The organism is Mesorhizobium escarrei (genome assembly GCF_935825525.1).
Lineage (GTDB): Bacteria > Pseudomonadota > Alphaproteobacteria > Rhizobiales > Rhizobiaceae > Mesorhizobium > Mesorhizobium escarrei.
In genome coordinates this window covers 133,607-150,932 of sequence record NZ_CAKXZT010000113.1, presented here as the reverse complement: position 1 = coordinate 150,932, position 17,326 = coordinate 133,607, and the positions used below count along the sequence as shown (strand labels likewise).

General features: G+C 63.4%; 14 protein-coding genes and 2 pseudogenes. 6 read left to right on the top strand and 10 right to left on the bottom strand.

Annotated elements, in window-relative coordinates; translation table 11 throughout:
* The first annotated feature begins 197 nt into the window (after nucleotides 1-197).
* On the top strand, nucleotides 198-1,139 hold the full coding sequence (gshB, locus tag NMG80_RS08360; protein WP_254017678.1) for a glutathione synthase: 942 nt from the start codon (nucleotides 198-200) through the stop codon (nucleotides 1,137-1,139).
* A gap of 284 nt (nucleotides 1,140-1,423) precedes the next feature.
* A pseudogene (locus NMG80_RS08355) lies at nucleotides 1,424-1,879 on the top strand (magnesium chelatase subunit ChlI family protein); the annotation flags it as partial.
* Nucleotides 1,880-2,170: 291 nt separating this feature from the next.
* Here NMG80_RS08355 and NMG80_RS08350 read toward each other — a convergent pair.
* From NMG80_RS08350 to NMG80_RS08330, 5 genes and pseudogenes are all read right to left on the bottom strand, one after another.
* Nucleotides 2,171-2,713, bottom strand: coding sequence for a hypothetical protein (locus NMG80_RS08350; RefSeq protein ID WP_254017677.1), 543 nt, complete (start codon nucleotides 2,711-2,713; stop codon nucleotides 2,171-2,173).
* A gap of 144 nt (nucleotides 2,714-2,857) precedes the next feature.
* Nucleotides 2,858-5,050: a malate synthase G gene (locus NMG80_RS08345; RefSeq protein WP_254017676.1), complete on the bottom strand. Its 2,193-nt coding sequence runs from the start codon at nucleotides 5,048-5,050 to the stop codon at nucleotides 2,858-2,860.
* Between the two features lie 216 nt (nucleotides 5,051-5,266).
* Complete coding sequence (locus NMG80_RS08340) at nucleotides 5,267-7,288, bottom strand: hydantoinase/oxoprolinase family protein (protein WP_254017675.1); 2,022 nt, start codon at nucleotides 7,286-7,288, stop codon at nucleotides 5,267-5,269.
* Nucleotides 7,289-7,469: 181 nt separating this feature from the next.
* Nucleotides 7,470-7,729 (bottom strand): annotated as a pseudogene (locus NMG80_RS08335) (endonuclease domain-containing protein).
* A 133-nt stretch (nucleotides 7,730-7,862) separates the two neighbouring features.
* Nucleotides 7,863-9,071 carry an MFS transporter gene (locus tag NMG80_RS08330; protein ID WP_254017674.1) on the bottom strand — a complete coding sequence of 403 codons (1,209 nt, stop codon included), beginning with the start codon at nucleotides 9,069-9,071 and terminating at the stop codon, nucleotides 7,863-7,865.
* A gap of 107 nt (nucleotides 9,072-9,178) precedes the next feature.
* Here NMG80_RS08330 and NMG80_RS08325 point away from each other — a divergent pair, with 107 nt between their 5' ends.
* A complete protein-coding gene (locus NMG80_RS08325) occupies nucleotides 9,179-9,778 on the top strand; it encodes a TetR/AcrR family transcriptional regulator (protein ID WP_436798566.1) in 600 nt (199 codons plus the stop codon).
* Between the two features lie 115 nt (nucleotides 9,779-9,893).
* Here NMG80_RS08325 and lepA read toward each other — a convergent pair whose 3' ends face one another.
* Nucleotides 9,894-11,699, bottom strand: coding sequence for a translation elongation factor 4 (gene lepA, locus NMG80_RS08320; protein WP_254017672.1), 1,806 nt, complete (start codon nucleotides 11,697-11,699; stop codon nucleotides 9,894-9,896).
* 158 nt (nucleotides 11,700-11,857) lie between these two features.
* Between lepA and NMG80_RS08315 the strand changes: the two genes are divergently transcribed.
* From NMG80_RS08315 to msrA, 3 genes are all read left to right on the top strand, one after another.
* Entirely contained in the window at nucleotides 11,858-12,907 is a 1,050-nt protein-coding gene (locus NMG80_RS08315; protein WP_254017671.1) for a TadE/TadG family type IV pilus assembly protein, read from the top strand.
* Nucleotides 12,908-13,119: 212 nt separating this feature from the next.
* Nucleotides 13,120-13,398 carry a hypothetical protein gene (locus tag NMG80_RS08310; protein ID WP_254017670.1) on the top strand — a complete coding sequence of 93 codons (279 nt, stop codon included), beginning with the start codon at nucleotides 13,120-13,122 and terminating at the stop codon, nucleotides 13,396-13,398.
* 101 nt (nucleotides 13,399-13,499) lie between these two features.
* Complete coding sequence (gene msrA / locus NMG80_RS08305; RefSeq protein WP_254017669.1) at nucleotides 13,500-14,240, top strand: peptide-methionine (S)-S-oxide reductase MsrA; 741 nt, start codon at nucleotides 13,500-13,502, stop codon at nucleotides 14,238-14,240.
* Between the two features lie 192 nt (nucleotides 14,241-14,432).
* Here the strand turns inward: msrA and NMG80_RS08300 are convergent, their stop codons facing one another.
* Genes NMG80_RS08300 through NMG80_RS08285 form a run of 4 tightly spaced genes read right to left on the bottom strand, consistent with a single transcriptional unit; the run spans nucleotide 14,433 to nucleotide 17,288 of the window.
* Nucleotides 14,433-15,158 (bottom strand): amino acid ABC transporter ATP-binding protein, encoded by a 726-nt coding sequence (locus tag NMG80_RS08300; protein ID WP_254017668.1) that lies wholly within the window; start codon nucleotides 15,156-15,158, stop codon nucleotides 14,433-14,435.
* Entirely contained in the window at nucleotides 15,136-15,795 is a 660-nt protein-coding gene (locus tag NMG80_RS08295) for an amino acid ABC transporter permease (RefSeq protein WP_254017667.1), read from the bottom strand. The genes NMG80_RS08300 and NMG80_RS08295 overlap by 23 nt, the downstream gene beginning before the upstream one ends.
* A gap of 10 nt (nucleotides 15,796-15,805) precedes the next feature.
* Nucleotides 15,806-16,477, bottom strand: a complete 672-nt coding sequence (locus NMG80_RS08290; protein WP_254017666.1) for an amino acid ABC transporter permease — start codon at nucleotides 16,475-16,477, stop codon at nucleotides 15,806-15,808.
* A gap of 40 nt (nucleotides 16,478-16,517) precedes the next feature.
* On the bottom strand, nucleotides 16,518-17,288 hold the full coding sequence (locus NMG80_RS08285; protein WP_254017714.1) for a transporter substrate-binding domain-containing protein: 771 nt from the start codon (nucleotides 17,286-17,288) through the stop codon (nucleotides 16,518-16,520).
* Nucleotides 17,289-17,326: the final 38 nt, after the last annotated feature.

Below are 17,326 nucleotides of genomic sequence, written 5' to 3'. Positions count from 1 at the left end.
ACTACGCGTCCTCGCAGCGGCGGCCAACCCCACGAAGGCATCAAGCGCACGCACAGCAAGCGCACGCCCAGCTCGCCTTGTCTCCAACTGACGGACACACGCCCAGCTTGCAGCGGCAATCCTCGAACGTCGCGATTGGCAGATGACCGGCGAGGTTGTACAGGCAAGCAGCCCATCCGATCCGCCGGAGATCCGCCATGCGTCTGAAAATCGCCGTCCAGATGGACCACGTCTCCACCGTTTCGATTGCCGGCGACACGTCGTTTGCGCTGTCGCTGGAAGCGCAGCGGCGCGGCCACCAGCTGTTCCATTATACGCCCGACCGGCTGTCGCTGCGCGACGGCAAGGTGTTTGCCAGAGTCGAGGAAATGCAGGTCCGCGACGAGAAGGGCAATCACTATTCGCTCGGCGAGAAAGTGCGCACCGACCTGTCGGAGATGGACGTCGTCCTGCTCAGGCAGGATCCGCCGTTCGACATGAACTACATCACCACGACGCACATACTCGAGCGCATCCACCCCAAGACGCTGGTGGTCAACGACCCGGCCTGGGTGCGCAACAGCCCGGAAAAAATCTTTGTCACCGAGTTTCCCGACCTGATGCCGGAAACGCTGATCACCAAGGATAGCCAAGAGGTTGCCGCCTTCCGCAAGGAGTTCGGCGATATCATCGTCAAGCCGCTCTACGGCAATGGCGGCGCCGGCATCTTCCACCTGCATGAGGCCGACCGCAACCTTGCCTCGCTGCTCGAAATGTTCGGCCAGATGTTCCGCGAGCCCTATATCGTGCAGCGCTATCTGAAAGAGGTGCGCGCCGGCGACAAGCGCATCATCCTGATCGACGGCGCGCCGGTCGGCGCCATCAACCGGGTGCCGGCCGAGACTGATTCACGCTCCAACATGCATGTCGGCGGCCGCGCCGAAAAAACCGAGTTGACGGAGCGCGAACGCGAGATCTGCGCCCGCATCGGCCCGTCGCTGAAGGAGCGCGGCTTCATCCTCGTCGGCATCGACGTGATCGGCGACTACATGACCGAGATCAACGTGACGTCGCCGACCGGCGTGCGCGAGGTAAAACGCTTCGGCGGTGCCGACATCGCCAGCCTGTTCTGGGATGCGGTTGAAGACAAGCGCAAGTAGCGTCCATGCTTGGCGGAACAACGGTTTTCCGATGCGTAGCCGATGCGACGCCATCAATGCACAACGCTCGATTGTTCCCGTAATGTTCTTGCCTTTGCCCAAAATCTGTGGTTGTCTCAGATGACGCCGTTCGCGGCATAATCGCATGGGCTTCGGGCGAGCCCATGTCCGGGGGCAGAAAATGGTTGCGCGGGTCCGCACGGTCGCTTTCCAGGGCATCGAGGCCGTGCCGGTCGACGTGCAGGTGATGATCGCGCCCGGCAAGGTCAACATGCACATCGTCGGCCTCGGCGACAAGGTGCCGCACCGACTACCAGGCGCGCATATCCGGCCCGCTGCTCGACCGCATCGATCTCCGGATCGAGGTGCCGGCGGTCTCGGCCAGCGACCTGATCCGGCCGGACCGGGCGGAGAAAAGTGCCGATGTGGCGTTGCGCGTGGCCCGCGCCCGAACGATCCAGCGCGAGCGTTTCGAGCGGCTCGGCGCGACCTCGGCCACCACCAATGCGCACTGCTCACCCTCGGTCATCGAGGAGATCGCGATGCCGGATGCACCAGGCCTGTCGCTGCTCAGGGATGCCAGCGAAAAGCTCGGCTTTTCGGCGCGAGCATATCACCGGGTGCTGAAAGTGGCGCGGACATTGGCTGATCTCGAGGCCAGCGAGACGGTCGGCCGCATCCATCTGGCCGAGGCGATTTCGTATCGCATGAGCTCGGAGCGGATGGCGCAGGCGGCGTGACGTTCCCTCCCCCTTGAGGGCCCTTGAGGGGAGGGCGGCCGCGAAGCAGCCGGGAGGGCCGAGGAGACGCTCGGCCCTGCCAGCCCTTGAAGACGAGGTCGCAGGCGGCGAGGAAGGCGACGGAACCGTCGAAGCCAAGCCCCTATCGCCGCCGTCGCCAGCGGCGATAGGCGTCAACCGGAAACAAGAATCTGCTCCTCCGCCTGCGGGCCGGGAGCGGCCCGGCCCGCAAGGAACTCGACGGTCTGAGCTACGCGGCCCGATCGTTGTGGCCAGTCATTTCCGCGGCAGCTACTTAACTGGGATCATGAGATGTGCGTAGGGAGTGCCCGCCCACATCACATATGGCCTGGACGTGTCAGGCTTGGGGTCAGCCGGATAGCCCTGCATCATGTCCATTGCGTTGACGATCATCACGTGCGGTCCGGTCTCCACCCAATTGTTGCCGGGCTCGGGCTTCGTCGCATAAGGATCGGTGTTGCTGCCGTCGGTGCCGCCGGCCAGCATATACATGAAGCCGACCTTGCCCTTGGGCGGTTCCTTTTTTCCAATCCACGCCATGGCCCATTCCATCGCGTTGGCATCGCCACACATTGGATCCGGGCCAGGTGTGCCCGGGTTGTCCGGCATACACCAGAAGCCGTTCGTGCCCTCGCGCAGTGTGCGCATTGCACCCTTCTCATCCATAGCGTGGATCGCAGCGCCGCTTGCTACTGCGGGGGGTGCGGCGGATTCAGCGCTCTTGATCATCGCAGCGTCATCGGCGGCTGCGGCTTGCATCGCAACCAAACTGCCCGCCGCCACAAGGGCAGTGACCGTCAGAAGCCGTTTCATGGCCGTTCTCCGGTTTTGAGTTGATCTTGTGCATGATGTCGGACGCACGGCATCCCAGAGCCGTTTGTCGGTGGTTAAATCGTAGCAGATCGCGTGCACCGGGACAACGACGTTTTAGCAATTGCTAATATCTGTCGGGTTATACTAAAACGCTGTGCGCGCTATCGAGGGTCTTTCCTTCGCCTTCAGCTCCAGCCGCCGCGCGTGCAGCACCGGCTCGGTGTAGCCGTTGGGCTGATTGCTGCCCTTGAAGACCAGGTCGCAGGCGGCGAGGAAGGCGATCGACCTGTCGAAGTCGGGGGCCAGCGGCCGGTAGAGCGGATCGCCTGCGTTCTGGCGGTCGACGACGGCGGCCATGCGCTTCATCGTCTCCATGACCTGGTCTGAGGTGCAGACGCCATGATGCAGCCAGTTGGCGATATGCTGCGAGGAGATGCGCAGCGTGGCGCGGTCCTCCATCAGGCCAACGTCATTGATGTCAGGCACTTTCGAGCAGCCGACGCCCTGGTCGATCCAACGAACGACATAGCCCAGAATGCCTTGCGCGTTGTTGTCAAGCTCGTTCTGGACCTCCTCCGGCGACCAGTTCCGCCGCACCGCTACCGGCACCGACAAGATGTCGTCGAGCTTTGCCTTGGGGCGGCTCTTCAGCGCCGCCTGGACAGCGTGGACGTCGACCTTGTGGTAATGGGTGGCGTGCAGCGTCGCCGCTGTCGGCGACGGCACCCAGGCGGTGTTAGCGCCGGCCCTGGGATGGGCGATCTTTTCCACCAGCATCGCCGCCATCAGATCGGGCATCGCCCACATGCCCTTGCCGATCTGGGCGCGGCCGGCCAGCCCGCATTCCAGCCCGGTGTCGACGTTCCAGGCTTCGTAGGCGGCAATCCAGGCGGCCTGCTTCATGTCGCCCTTGCGGATCATCGGGCCGGCTACCATCGAGGTGTGGATCTCGTCGCCGGTTCGGTCGAGGAAACCGGTGTTGATGAAGACGACGCGATCTTTGGCGGCGCGGATCGCCTCCTTGAGGTTGACGGTGGTGCGCCGCTCCTCGTCCATGATGCCCATCTTGATGGTGTTTTTCGCCATGCCGAGCAGCGCTTCGACGCGGCCAAAAATCTCGACAGCGAAGGCGACTTCCTCCGGTCCGTGCATCTTGGGCTTCACGACATACATCGAGCCCGCGCGCGAGTTTTGCCGGCGGCCGTCCGGCCCGACATCGTGCAGCGCAATCAGTGCCGTCATCGCCGCATCCATGATGCCTTCCGGAACTTCGTTGCCATCGCGGTCCGTTATCGCCGGATTGGTCATGAGGTGACCGACGTTGCGGATCAGCATCAGCGAGCGGCCGGGCAGCGTCAGTGCGCCGCCATCGGGCGCGGTGTACGACCGGTCGGGATTGAGTTTTCGCGTAAACGTGCTGCCGGCCTTGGTGATCTCCTCGGCAAGGTCGCCCTTCATCAGGCCGAGCCAGTTGCGGTAGACCACGACCTTGTCCTGCGCATCGACCGCCGCGACCGAATCCTCGCAGTCCTGGATGGTGGTCAGCGCCGATTCCAGCACGACGTCGGCAATGCCGGCCGGATCGGTCTGGCCGATCTGGTTGCTGCGGTCGATCACAATCTCGATATGCAGGCCATTGCGGGTGAGCAGGACGGCTTCTGGATTATCGGCGTCGCCGCCATAGCCGGCAAACTGTTTGGGATCGGCGAGCGTGGTGGCGCCGGCGCCCTCGCCCAGCCGCAACATGCCGTTGGCAACTGAAAGCCCGTTCACCCCAGCCCATTTACCCGTCGTCAGCGGCGCCGATTCATCGAGCAAACCCTTCGCCCAGGCAATGACCTTGGCGCCACGCTCGGGATTGAACTTGGCGCCCCTCTCGGCGCCGCCGGTCTCGGGAATGGCATCGGTACCGTAGAGCGCGTCGTAGAGAGAGCCCCAGCGCGCATTGGCGGCATTCAGGGCGTAGCGCGCGTTCATCACCGGCACCACCAATTGCGGCCCGGCAACCACCGAGATCTCAGGGTCGACATTGTCCGTCGCGACGGAGAAGGCCGGCCCGTCCGGCACGAGATAGCCGATTTCCCTCAGGAAATCCTTGTAGGCTTCCATGTCGCCGGGCGCGCCATTGTCGCGATACCAGTGGTCGATCTGGCCTTGCAGCGCGTCGCGCTTTGCGAGCAGAGCCCGGTTCTTCGGCGCCAAATCATGCACAATGGCCGAGAAGCCGGTCCAGAAGGCGTCGGCTGCAATGCCGGCGCCCCGCAGCGCCTCGTTCACCACGAAATCATAAAGCTCGCGGGCAATCCGCAATCCGGCGATTTCGACGCGATCGGTCATCGGGCTTCTCCAGACGAAAGGCTTTGGCCGGGCCTTTGACATGTCAGGGTGGCAGGGTCAATTCAGCTTAGGGTGAAGGGGAGGTATTTTGCAGCCGGTCTCCCCCCTTGAGGGGGAGATGGCCGGCAGGCCAGAGGGGGTTGCCTCGCGTGGAGCGCGACCCCTTTTTTGCACCAAATCGCGTCGCGCTTCATGCGCGGCGGGAGACTACGCGCCCTACACCGCGATCCTTGGCCTGCCCGACGCCACCGCCACCACATGCGCCTCGATGAACATGCGCTGGCCCTCGACGGTCGAAACGCGGAATTCGCTGGCGATCTCGATTTCGGCGCTGTCGGTGCCGGCGTCCCTGGCCCGCCCGGCGGCAATCGTCCGCACGTCGGTTTCCGCCGCGGCGATCGCCGCCGCCTCGTCGGCGAAATCGCGCACGGTTTCGCCTGAGGCGACGCGAAACAGCCCCTCCTTGGGCTGGCTGACGCGCGCCTCCGCCGAAACCCTGACCTGGCCGACGACAGCGCCGAGCGCATTGGCGACATCGGTATCTTCGGGCACCACGCAGTCATGGCCGACCAGCGGTGGCAGCCCGGCATAATGCAGCGGCGCCGAGGCGCCGAGGCCGATGACCGGGCGGTCGAGCGCGACGCTGAGCCGGGCGATGCCGGGATGGGAATCGACGGCGCGCTGGACCAGCGCGTGCGCCACGGTCGCCGCGCCATCCAGCCCGTCCTCGGCAAAGGCGGTTTCGAGGATGACTTCCGCCGACAGCCGGGTCAGCGTGGTCAGCACCCGTTCCGAGATCGCCTCCGGTGAGGCGGCGATCGCCTGTCCGCGGCCGTCGCGCTTGCGGGTGAACAGCTCGGCACCGAGCCGAGCCGTGGCGGCATCCCAGTTGGCCTGCTTGCCCAGCACATGGGCGGCGTCCGACGGCGTAAAGCCGGCAAGATGCACCAGCCCGCGCGATACCAGCCGGTTTAAGGTGGCGTTCTGGGCGTTTGATGTCAAAAGCCTGTCGACGGCGAGCGGCACAGCGCCGATCAGCTCATAAAGCTTGGCCTCGGCGCCGGTCAGGCCGGCCGCGAGCCGCTCCGGCACGCCGGTCCTGACCGCCAGGCGGCCATCCATGCGGCCGGGATTGGCCGCGCGGATTTGGCGTTCCAGTTCGACGGTCACCGCTTCGCCATGCATCATGCCGGCCAGCGCCAGCGGCACCAGGCGGCGCGGCCCGAGCAGGATTCTTGGGTTGAGCGCGCCATCCTCCAGCGTCACTTCGGAATCGCCGCCGAGCCCAAAGGTGCGCATAGCGACCGCCTCGACCATGGTGCGGAAGCCGCCGACGGTGGCGCCTTCCGGGTCAAGCCTGGGACGGCCGTTGTCGAGCACGGCGACGTCGGTGGTGGTGCCGCCGATGTCGGAGACGACAGCATTGTCGAGGCCGGTCATGTGGCGAGCGCCGACAAGGCTGGCGGCCGGGCCTGAAAGAATCGTCTCGATCGGCCGCTGGCGGGCGAAGGCGGCCGAAACCAAGGCGCCGTCGCCGCGCACCACCATCAGCGGGGCGGCGATGCCGCGCGCGGCCAAAAACCCTTCGGTCGCCGCCACCAGCCGGTCGATTATCGAGATCAGCCGGGCGTTGAGCAGCGTGGTGAGCGCCCGGCGCGGGCCGCCAAGCTTGGCCGACAGTTCGTGGCTGGCGGTGACCGGCAGGCCGGTTTTTTCGCGGATGAGTTCCCGAGCCGCGATCTCATGCGCCGGGTTGCGGGTGGCGAAATAGGCGCAGACGGCAAAGCCGGACACCGAGGCGCCGAGCTCTGGCAGCGCTGCCTCCAGCCCGGCGAGGTCCAGCTTTGCCGCGCTGCCATGGACATCATGGCCGCCGGGGCAGAACACGACCGGGTCGGTGCCGAGTGCCGCCTTCAGCCCGTCGCGGGCGAGGTCGCCTTCGGAAAAGCCGATCATGATCAGCGCCACACGCCCGCCCTGCCCTTCGACCAGCGCGTTGGTGGCGAGCGTCGTCGACATCGACACCAGCTTGATCGCGGCCGGATCGGTGGCGGATTTCTCCAGCACCGCATCGACCGCGCCCGAAATGCCGACCGCGAGATCATGGCGGGTGGTCAGCGCCTTGGCCTTGGCGAGCACCTTGCCGGTAGGACCGCCGGCTTCCGACCACAGCACGGCATCGGTATAGGTGCCGCCGGTGTCGATGCCGAGGAACAGGGGCGAGGGTTTGGTGGTCATTCTGGCGGGTCCGGCGAATTCGTCCCCGCCCCTTAGCCGATACGGAACGGCGGATAAAGCCACGAGCGCTGGGCCACGATGAAGTTCGATCTCCCCCCTTGTGGGGGAGATGTCCGGCAGGACAGAGGGGGGCGCTGTCCCGCCGGCCTCGCCGTGGTTACATCCCGCGCCGGCCGTTCATTCAGAAGCACGCCCCAAGCCCCGCCGCAATCACAATATGCTGGCAGACATTGTCGATGTCGCGGATGATGTCGTCATTCCAGAAGCGCAGGACGGTCCAGCCATCCAGTTTCAGACGCAATGTCCTCGCCTCATCGCCGGCAACAGCATCGCCCTGCGCATGCTGGGAGCCGTCGACCTCGACGATCAGTTTCTTTTCCGGGCAAGCGAATTCGACGATATAGCCGGCAATGGGAAACTGTCGCCGGAAGCCAAGCCCATCAGCCGGTGCGCGCGAAGTTCGTTCCAGAGTTTTAGCTCGGCAGGAATGTGCTGCGACCTTGATCTCGTCTTCCGCTCCCGGCGGCTCCGTCGCGAATGACCCAAAGCTGACATCCGTTCCGAGTCCGGTGAACTACGCTGATCTCCTGCGCCAGCTAAGGTTTCGACGCTGAGCGAGCGCAAGGAATATCGCCGAGCACGCGAGCAGGATGAGAGCAGCACCGAAGACGTTGGCCGCCGCAAGTAGCCCGATCTCCTGCGCCAAGTAGCCAGCCCCGACAGCAGGCAAAGCATAGGACAGATAGCCCTCGATATAGAAAGCCGCCATCAAGGCGCCGCGCTCATGCGGTTCCGCCAGTGGCGCGATGCTGCCCAGCGCGCCGAGAAAGGCAGCGCCGAAGCCGATGCCAGCGAGCGCGGAACTCGCCAACAGCAGGGAAGGCGACGCGACATTTGCTCCGGCGAGAACCCCGAGCAGGCCGGCCACCAACGCTCCCGCTCCTAGAATGAGAGCGGATGAAGCCGAGTAGCGACGGAGGACTAGAATGGCAACGGCGGCGCCTGCCATCAACGCGGCGACCGCGAGCCCGCCCAACCAGGCGGCGGCAGGGTCGGTTATCGTCACGAGCAAGGACGGCATCAGCGCCAGGTAGAAGCCCGATAGGGCCCAAAGCGCTACATTGATCGGGGTCATGGCGAGGAATGCGACCCGCGCCCGCGCCGGCACAGCGACCCTCGGCTTGAAGGACCATCGTTGGAGCGATCGCGTAGTGATCGTTTCAGGGGCGTGCGCCGTCCGGATCGCCTGGACGACGACGAGCGCGAACAGCAGGACATAGCCGAGATGGAGTGGCGCGGGCGCGTATTGCGCCAGAAGGCCGGAACCCACTGCCCCGAACGCCGTGCCTGCTATCGTCGCGAGAGCGTTGGTCAGCGCTCCTCCCTGCCGGTCGATGTCGAGCATGGCAGCCCCGAGCGATGTGGTCGCAAGGCCGGTCGCGAAGCCTTGGATCAGCCGGGCAAACACCAACCACTCGATACCCCGAGCGGTGAGAAAGAGCACTAGGGCGACGCCCTCAAGCGTCAGCGCCGCTAGGATGACAGGGCGACGACCTGCCCGATCGGATAGCGACCCAAAGATGAGTAGGGCGGCAAGTAGGGCCAATGCATAAACCGCGAAGATCACGGTGAGCATCAATGGAGAAAACCCCCATTCTCGCTGATATAGACGATACAGGGGGGTAGGTACGCTTGCCGCCGCGAGGAACAAAACCAACGTCACAGCATGGAGGAAGCGAGGCTGCCGATCCTGAGCGAAAGCTTCGGCCGTAGACGTGGTCATGCGCGTGGCCTCGTGGTAAAAGCAAAAAGTGTGCTTTTGGTGATATAGGATAAACCTGCCACTAAAGCAAATCGTTAGCGTTAGATGGGGCGGAGGCGCGTGGGAGTATGCAGAAGGAGGCAGTCGATAGGTCCAGTCCGCGACCCGGCGGACGGAGCGCGCGGGTGCAGAAGGCCGTGCATCGGGCCGTTCGCGAGCTTCAGGCCGGCGAAGGGGAACTGACCGTGCCCGCCGTCGCGGCTCGGGCGGGGGTCACGCCGTCGACGATTTACCGACGCTGGGGGACGCTGTCGCAGCTTTTGTCCGATGTGGCGCTGGAGAAGTTGCGCCCCGAAACGGCCCCTGTTGACACGGGAAGCCTCAAGGGGGACCTAATTCTGTGGCTCGAACAGTATGTTGAGGAGATGGCTTCCGCCCCGGGGCGTGCGATGATCCGTGACATACTCCGCGAAACGCTGCCGGGGAATGCCAGCCAATGCTCCGCTTTCACCTATGGGCAGATCGAACACATTCACGCTCGTGCACTCGACCGAGGCGAATTACCGCCTCCGGCAGAGCTCTTGTTGGAACGCGTCATCGCGCCCCTCATGTATCGGATTTTGTTCACTCCGGCGCCGCCCACGGCCGAAGAAGCGCGCCGCCTTCTCGACGAGGTCCTGACGTACCCATTAGGGGAAGGCAACACCGACGCCACGGCCAATAAATGACTGCTCTCCGGTCCCAGAGCAGACCCTCTCAAGGGCCGTCCTATGCGGCATGTATGCGAAACCAATTCCAAGCTATTTGATAAGCGTCCTTGTTGAAGCTTACACCGCTCACTCCTCAATCGCCCATCTTCAGCGCCTGGATAAACGCCTCCTGCGGGATATCCACCTTGCCGAACTGGCGCATCCGCTTCTTGCCTTCTTTCTGCTTGTCGAGCAGCTTGCGCTTGCGCGAGACGTCGCCGCCGTAGCATTTGGCGGTGACGTCCTTGCGCAGCGCAGAGATGGTCTCGCGGGCGATGACCTTGCCGCCGATGGCGGCCTGGATCGGGATCTTGAACAGGTGGTGGGGGATCAGTTCCTTCAGCTTCTCGCACATCAGCCGGCCGCGCTTTTCCGCCGCCGTGCGGTGGACCAGCATCGACAGCGCGTCGACCGGCTCCTCATTGACCAGGATCGACATCTTCACCAGGTCGCCTTCCTTATAGTCGGTCAGGTGATAGTCGAAGGAAGCGTAGCCCTTGGAGATCGATTTTAGGCGATCATAGAAATCGAAGACAACTTCGTTGAGCGGCAGATCATAGGTCAGCATGGCGCGTTTGCCGACATAGGAGAGGTCGGCCTGGATGCCGCGCCGGTCCTGGCAGAGTTTCAGGATACCGCCGAGATAGTCGTCGGGCGTCAGGATGGTGGCGCGGATCCACGGCTCCTCGATGGCCGAGATTTTGACCACGTCGGGCATGTCGGCCGGGTTGTGCAATTCCTTGACAGAGCCATCATTGAGCAACAGGCGGTAAACGACGCTAGGCGCCGTGGCGATGAGGTCGAGGTTGAACTCGCGCTCCAGCCGCTCCTGGATTATTTCGAGATGCAGCAAGCCAAGGAAGCCGCAGCGATAGCCGAAGCCGAGGGCGGCACTGGTTTCCATCTCATAAGAGAAAGAAGCGTCGTTGAGGCGCAGCTTGCCTACTGCGGCGCGCAGATCCTCGAAATCGGCGGCGTCGACCGGGAACAGGCCGCAGAACACCACCGGCTGCGCCGGCTTGAAGCCGGGCAGCGCCTGCGCCGTCTGGCGCTTGTCCTCGGTGATGGTGTCGCCGACGCGGGTGTCGGCGACTTCCTTGATCGAGCCGGTGAAGAAGCCGAACTCGCCGGGGCCGAGTTCGTCGACATTGATGCGGGCCGGCGTGAAGACGCCGGTGCGCTCGACCAGATATTTTGCGCCGGTGCCCATCATGCGAATGGTCTGGCCCTTCTTCAGCACGCCGTCGATGATGCGGACCAGCACGATGACGCCGAGATAGGCGTCGTACCAGCTGTCGACCAGCATCGCCTTCAACGGGGCGGCAATGTCGCCCTCGCGCGGCGGCGGCAAATCGTTGACGATCGCCTCCAGCACATCGGGAATGCCGAGCCCAGTTTTGGCCGATATCAGCACGGCGTTGGAGGCATCGATACCGATCACCTCCTCGACCTGCTCGCGGATGCGCTCGGGCTCGGCGGCCGGCAGGTCGACCTTGTTCAGCACCACGACGATCTCGTGATTGTTGTCGATGGCCTGGTAGACATTGGCCAGCGTCTGCGCCTCGACGCCTTGCGAAGCGTCGACGACCAGCAGCGAGCCTTCGCAGGCGGCCAGCGACCGCGACACTTCATAGGCGAAGTCGACATGGCCGGGTGTGTCGATCAGGTTGAGGAGATAGTCCTCGCCATTGTTGGCGTGGTATTTCAGCCGCACGGTCTGCGCCTTGATGGTGATGCCGCGCTCGCGCTCGATATCCATCGAGTCCAGCACCTGCTCCTTCATGTCGCGCAGCTCCAGCCCGCCGGTCAGCTGGATCAGCCGGTCGGCAAGCGTGGATTTGCCATGGTCGATATGCGCGACGATGGAGAAATTGCGGATGTTCTTGATCGGCGTGGTCATGTCGCGCGCTTTAGCAGGGGCCGCTTGCCCGGGCAAGCGGCCGGGCGCCGCATGAGCCGCCGGCGGGCGCACGTCGTTAAACTTTGCTCCATCAGATTAGAGCATAATTCGCGCCCTGCGTGATAGGCCACGACCTGTTACCGTTTGGGGAACGCGAAATGCCACTGTCCGGAAGCCATTTTCTCAGTTCCGAGAGCGGCTCCTTAGCGCCGATACTCGCCATCATGCTAATCCCGATGTGTGCAGCTCTGGGCCTCTCGGTCGACTATAACGCGGCCATTGCGACCAAGGGCTCGATGCAGAATGCGCTCGATGCCGCGACCTTGTCGATCACGACGCTGCCGACCAGCACGTCGTTGGCGGACCGTCAGGTGAAACTGCAGGAGTCGTTTGCGGCCAATAGCGGGCAAGGCACCGCCAAGCTCGACGGCTTCGTCGTCGCCGCCGACGGCACCGCCAGCATCAATGCTTCGGCCAGCTTTGCCATGCCGACGAACTTCATGCAGATCGCCCGCGTCGATACCGTGCAGATCGGCGTCGCGTCGGCGGTGCGCAAGAGGCCGGCGCTGGTGCAGACCACGTTCAAGGTCCAAAAGGTGTCGGGCCATTGGAACAAGACCGTGGCGCTCTACGGCACGAAATTCACCGAGACTGCGGTCAACCCGCTGATGAAGATCACCTATGTCTACAACAATTTTGGTGATCCGAAAGGCTACGGCACGTCGACGGTCTTTACGGTCAATGGAGCGACGGAGACGAAGGTCCAGGAACAAAAATGCACGACCAAGACGGTGCAGAATTTCAATAACCTGCCAACCGGGGCGATCACACAGGTTAGCGGCAACAAGAAATACCTGACCACCTGCGCCAACACCATGTACCCCGCGAACGGCGCCGGCGCGGTGATCGACGTCAGTCTTATGGATTCACTGTTTCTGCAGATGGATGTGCCGTCGGCTCAGCCACCCAGACTCAAGTCGAATGACGCAAGCACATCAAACCGGTTGTACATCGACGGCGTCGAGGTCGCGAATGGCGAGAAGGTGGACATCTTCACCGCAGTGCCGTGCGGCCAATCCAGCCAGCAGGCCTGGGAGGACGGCGGAAATCCCGTGCCGGCTCCGGTGTCCAACGCTGACTTCTTCTACACTGTGACCGGCAAGTGCGACTTCAATCAGCGGCCCTCGCAAACAGTGCTTACGCAATAGCGCTGGACGGGAACGGCGCAACGCTCGACCTTATCGAAGCAATGCAATCACAACGCTGCCCGCCACCGGGCGGCGTTTTAATTTGTGGCCCAATTCGAGGACGGGCGGAGGTGGCGATCACGAAGCGGTGATGGCTGTAACGATGGCCCAGGCGGCGGCGAAGAGTTGATGTGATCGCCATTCCGGCGCGCCACCAACCCTGGGAGACCATCATGACCAATTTCACCCGCCTGACCTTGCCGGCACTTGCCTTCGCGCTTTGCTCGACGGCGCTTTTTGCCGGCGGCCTTGCACGCGCCGAAGATGCGATGAAGCCGGCCGCTGCGATGGCGACTCACGCCATGAAGCCGGCGACCGACGCGATGAAGCCCGCGAGTCCGATGGCGGTCGAAAAGCTGAAGGACTGCATGGACAAGGCTGCCATGGAAACCGACGCGATGAAGAAGGACGAAGCGACCAAGACCTGCGACGCAATGGGGACGGCCAAGTAGGCCGCGTCCGGACGGGGTCCGTCCGACGCCCGCACGGCAATGTGAGACCGCGACGGACCTATCTGTCGTATAGTCGAAAAACTCTTGCATGGAGATCAGAGATGACCGGCATCGAAAAAACCGCCGCGAAACGATTGACGAATATCGCCTGGGGCGCGCTTGCGGCGCTGATGCTCGCGGCGGCCGGCGCCGCCTTGTGGCAGACGCCGGCGATTTCGGCCGAGGAGGCGCTGGTGATCCCGCCACCGGCGATGGACGAAAAACCCGCCGCCGGCACCGCCAGGGCGATCTTCGCCGGCGGCTGCTTCTGGGGCGTGCAAGGCGTGTTCCAGCACGTCAAGGGCGTGACCAGCGCCGTCTCCGGCTATGCCGGCGGCGACAAGGACACCGCCGACTACGAGACGGTCGGCACCGGCCGGACCGGGCACGCCGAAGCCGTCGAGATCACTTACGAGCCGTCCAAAGTCACTTACGGCCAGTTGCTGCAGGTGTATTTCTCGGTCGCGCACAACCCGACTCAGCTGAACTACCAGGGTCCGGACCGCGGCCCCCAATACCGTTCGACTATCTTTGCCGAAAGCGACGCGCAGAAGAAGATCGCCGCGAGCTATATCGCCCAGCTCGACAAGGCCCAGGTGTTTCCAGAGCCGATCGTGACCACGCTGGAGACCGGAAAGACGTTCTATCCGGCCGAGGACTATCACCAGGACTTTTTGACGCTGAACCCGACCTATCCCTACATCGTCTACAACGACTTACCCAAGGTCGAGAATTTGAAGACGCTATTCCCAGACCTCTACAGCGACAAGCCGGTGCTGGTGCTGGCCGCCAGCAAGAGCTGATCTTTTACCAGTGTGTACTTGGTGCCTCCTAATGGACGCACGTCGGCGTAAGGTGTGTTGAGATTCAAGTTAAGCCGCGCCGAAAATGGTGGATTCCGAGAACCGGAACGGAGCGTACTTTCGGGTACGCGAGTACCGGAAGCGCAGGAAGCCGCCGTTTGCAGGCCGGCATCACATGAACATCAATATACCTTATTGCACGCCCAGAAACTGCCGGAGCTCCGGCGTCCTGGGGTTGGCGAAGACCTCCTCGGGGGCGCCGATCTCGTGGACGCGGCCCTGATGCATGAAGACGACGCGCGAGCAGACGTCGCGGGCAAAGCGCATCTCGTGGGTGACCATCACCAGCGTCATGCCTTCCGCGGCCAATTCCTTGACGACGGCCAGCACTTCGGCGACGAGTTCGGGATCGAGCGCCGAGGTGATCTCGTCGCATAGCAGCGCGATGGGCTGCATGGCGAGCGCCCGGGCGATCGCCACGCGCTGCTGCTGGCCGCCGGACAATTCGTCCGGCAAGGCATCGAACTTGTGGGCGAGACCGACGCGGTCGAGCATTTTTCGCGCGACCGCTTCGGCGTCCTTTTTCGGCGTCTTCTTCACCACCATCTGCGACAGCATGACATTGCCGCCAGCGGTGAGATGCGGGAACAGGTTGAATTGCTGAAAAATCATGCCGACCTTCAGGCGCAGCGCCTTGAGATGCACCTCGTCGGGCAGGAACTGGGCGCCGGCGACGACGATCGAGCCTTCATCGATGGTCTCCAGCCCGTTTATGCAGCGCAGCAGCGTCGACTTGCCCGAACCGCTCTTGCCGATGATGGCGACGACCTCGCCCGGCGCGACGTCGATGGAAATCCCCTTCAGCACCTCGTTGTCGCCGAAGCGCTTCTTCACCTCAGTGATTGCGATGAGCGACATTGAGCTTCCTTTCCAGGCGCTGGCTGGATTTCGACAGCGGCCAGCACAAGGCAAAATAGATGAGCGCGACCAGGCCATAGACGGTGAACGGCTGGAACGTCGCGTTGGTGACGATCGAACCGGCCTTCGACAGTTCGACGAAGCCGATGATTGAGGTGAGCGCGGTGCCCTTCACCACCTGCACCGAGAAGCCGACGGTCGGCGGCACCGCCACTTTCAGTGCCTGCGGCAGGATGACGTAGCGCATCTGCTGGAGATAACCCATGCCGAGGCTGGCGGACGCCTCCCATTGACCTTTGGCGATGCTCTCGACGCAGCCGCGCCAGATTTCGGCGAGGAAGGCGGCGGTCCACAGGATGAGCGCGACACAGGCGGCAAGCCAGGCGGGAACGTCGATGCCGAACAGGCCAAGCCCGAAGAAAGCCAGAAAGAGCTGCATCAGGAGCGGCGTGCCCTGAAATAGCTGGATGTAGCCGCGTGACAGAACCCGCATCCCACGCCGGCCGCCGATGCGCAGGAAAAGCAGGGCCACGCCGACGATGCCGCCACCGATGAAGGAGACCAGCGAGAGGACAACGGTCCAGCGGGCGGCCAGAAGCAGGTTGCGCAGGATGTCCCAGAAGCTGAACTCGGTCATGGCGCCTGTCTCATCGCGACGCCTTCCTCGGGAACAGCATCCAGCCCAGGCCGGCCAGCAGTTGGCGTAGCAGGATGGCGAGCGCCAGGTAGATCAAGGTGGAGACGATGTAGGTTTCGAAGGCCCTGAAATTGCGCGACTGGATAAAATTGGCGGCGAAGGTCAGGTCCTCGGCGGCAATCTGCGAAACGACGGCCGAACCCAGCATGACCATGACGATCTGCGATGACAGTGCAGGCCAGATGCGCTGCAGCGCCGGGACCAGAACCACGTGCCAGAAGGTCTGGAACGGGGTCATGGCGAGGCTGGCGCCGGCCTCGAACTGGCCGCGTGGCGTGGCCTGGATGCCGGCGCGGATGATCTCGCAGCTGTAGGCGCCGAGGTTGACGATCATGGCGAGGTTGGCGGCGGTCAGTTCCGACATCCTGATGCCAAGCGACGGCAGGCCGAAGAAGATGAAGAACAGCTGGATGAGGAAGGGCGTGTTGCGGATCAGCTCGACATAGGTCGCGACGACGGGTTTTAGCCATTTCGGCCCCAGCGTCCGCACCCACGCGCAGGCAATGCCCAATGCCACGCCGAACACCGCGCCGATCAGGATGAGTTGTACGGTGATCCGGATGCCCTTGAGCAGCACCGGCAGAGAACCGATCAGCCAGCCGAAATCGAACTGATAGGTCATGGCTTGCTATCCGACCTCAGCCACATGCGGCGGGCGACGATCACAGGTCAGCCGGCAGGTCCACCTTCAGCCATTTTTGCGAAATCGCGTTGAGGACGCCATCGGACCTGGCGGCGGCGATGATGCCGTTGATCTTGGCCATCAACGCCGGCTGCTCCTTGCTCATGCCGATGTAGCAAGGCGAGTTCTTGATCAGGAACTTGAGCTCCGGCCGCTTGGGCGGGTTCTTTTCAAGGATGGCGGCGGCGACGACATTCCCGGTCGCGATCACCTCGACCTGGCCCGAAAGGAAAGCGGAAATAGTGCCGTTATTGTCCTCGTAGCGCTTGATCTCGACGCTCGCCGGCACAACCTTGGTCAATTCGAGATCTTCGATCGCGCCGCGGGTGACGCCAACGGTCTTGCCAGCGAGGTCTTCCGCTTTTGCGACCGCGACATCTGCCGGAGCGAACACGCCGTTGTAGAAGGGAGCATAGGCTTCGGAAAAGTCGATGACCTTCTCGCGATCGGGATTCTTGCCGAGGCTGGAAATGACCAGGTCGACCTTGTTGGTCTGGAGATAGGGAATGCGGTTGGCGCTGGTGACCGGGACGATTTCGACCTTGGCGCCGAGCTTTTCGCCAATCAGATTTGCGATATCGACGTCGTAGCCTTGCGGCGTCATGTCGGCGCCGACACTGCCGAAGGGCGGGAAATCCTGTGGAACGGCGATGCGGACGGTGCCCCGCGCCGTGATGTCGCTCAAGGCGTCAGCCTGCGCCTGCGGAGACGAAGCCATGGCCATTCCAACGGCGGCGACGAAGGCCAGCATGCAGACATTGCGACGGTTCATTATCTTTCCCTTTGACT

What these genes read in the sequence shown, in the direction of transcription:
- gshB (WP_254017678.1), top strand. Translation starts at nt 198, where the DNA reads ATGCGTCTGAAAATCGCCGTCCAGATGGACCACGTCTCCACCGTTTCG.
- NMG80_RS08350 (WP_254017677.1), bottom strand. Translation starts at nt 2,713, where the DNA reads ATGAAACGGCTTCTGACGGTCACTGCCCTTGTGGCGGCGGGCAGTTTG.
- NMG80_RS08345 (WP_254017676.1), bottom strand. Translation starts at nt 5,050, where the DNA reads ATGACCGATCGCGTCGAAATCGCCGGATTGCGGATTGCCCGCGAGCTT.
- NMG80_RS08340 (WP_254017675.1), bottom strand. Translation starts at nt 7,288, where the DNA reads ATGACCACCAAACCCTCGCCCCTGTTCCTCGGCATCGACACCGGCGGC.
- NMG80_RS08330 (WP_254017674.1), bottom strand. Translation starts at nt 9,071, where the DNA reads ATGACCACGTCTACGGCCGAAGCTTTCGCTCAGGATCGGCAGCCTCGC.
- NMG80_RS08325 (WP_436798566.1), top strand. Translation starts at nt 9,179, where the DNA reads ATGCAGAAGGAGGCAGTCGATAGGTCCAGTCCGCGACCCGGCGGACGG.
- lepA (WP_254017672.1), bottom strand. Translation starts at nt 11,699, where the DNA reads ATGACCACGCCGATCAAGAACATCCGCAATTTCTCCATCGTCGCGCAT.
- NMG80_RS08315 (WP_254017671.1), top strand. Translation starts at nt 11,858, where the DNA reads ATGCCACTGTCCGGAAGCCATTTTCTCAGTTCCGAGAGCGGCTCCTTA.
- NMG80_RS08310 (WP_254017670.1), top strand. Translation starts at nt 13,120, where the DNA reads ATGACCAATTTCACCCGCCTGACCTTGCCGGCACTTGCCTTCGCGCTT.
- msrA (WP_254017669.1), top strand. Translation starts at nt 13,500, where the DNA reads ATGACCGGCATCGAAAAAACCGCCGCGAAACGATTGACGAATATCGCC.
- NMG80_RS08300 (WP_254017668.1), bottom strand. Translation starts at nt 15,158, where the DNA reads ATGTCGCTCATCGCAATCACTGAGGTGAAGAAGCGCTTCGGCGACAAC.
- NMG80_RS08295 (WP_254017667.1), bottom strand. Translation starts at nt 15,795, where the DNA reads ATGACCGAGTTCAGCTTCTGGGACATCCTGCGCAACCTGCTTCTGGCC.
- NMG80_RS08290 (WP_254017666.1), bottom strand. Translation starts at nt 16,477, where the DNA reads ATGACCTATCAGTTCGATTTCGGCTGGCTGATCGGTTCTCTGCCGGTG.
- NMG80_RS08285 (WP_254017714.1), bottom strand. Translation starts at nt 17,288, where the DNA reads ATGCTGGCCTTCGTCGCCGCCGTTGGAATGGCCATGGCTTCGTCTCCG.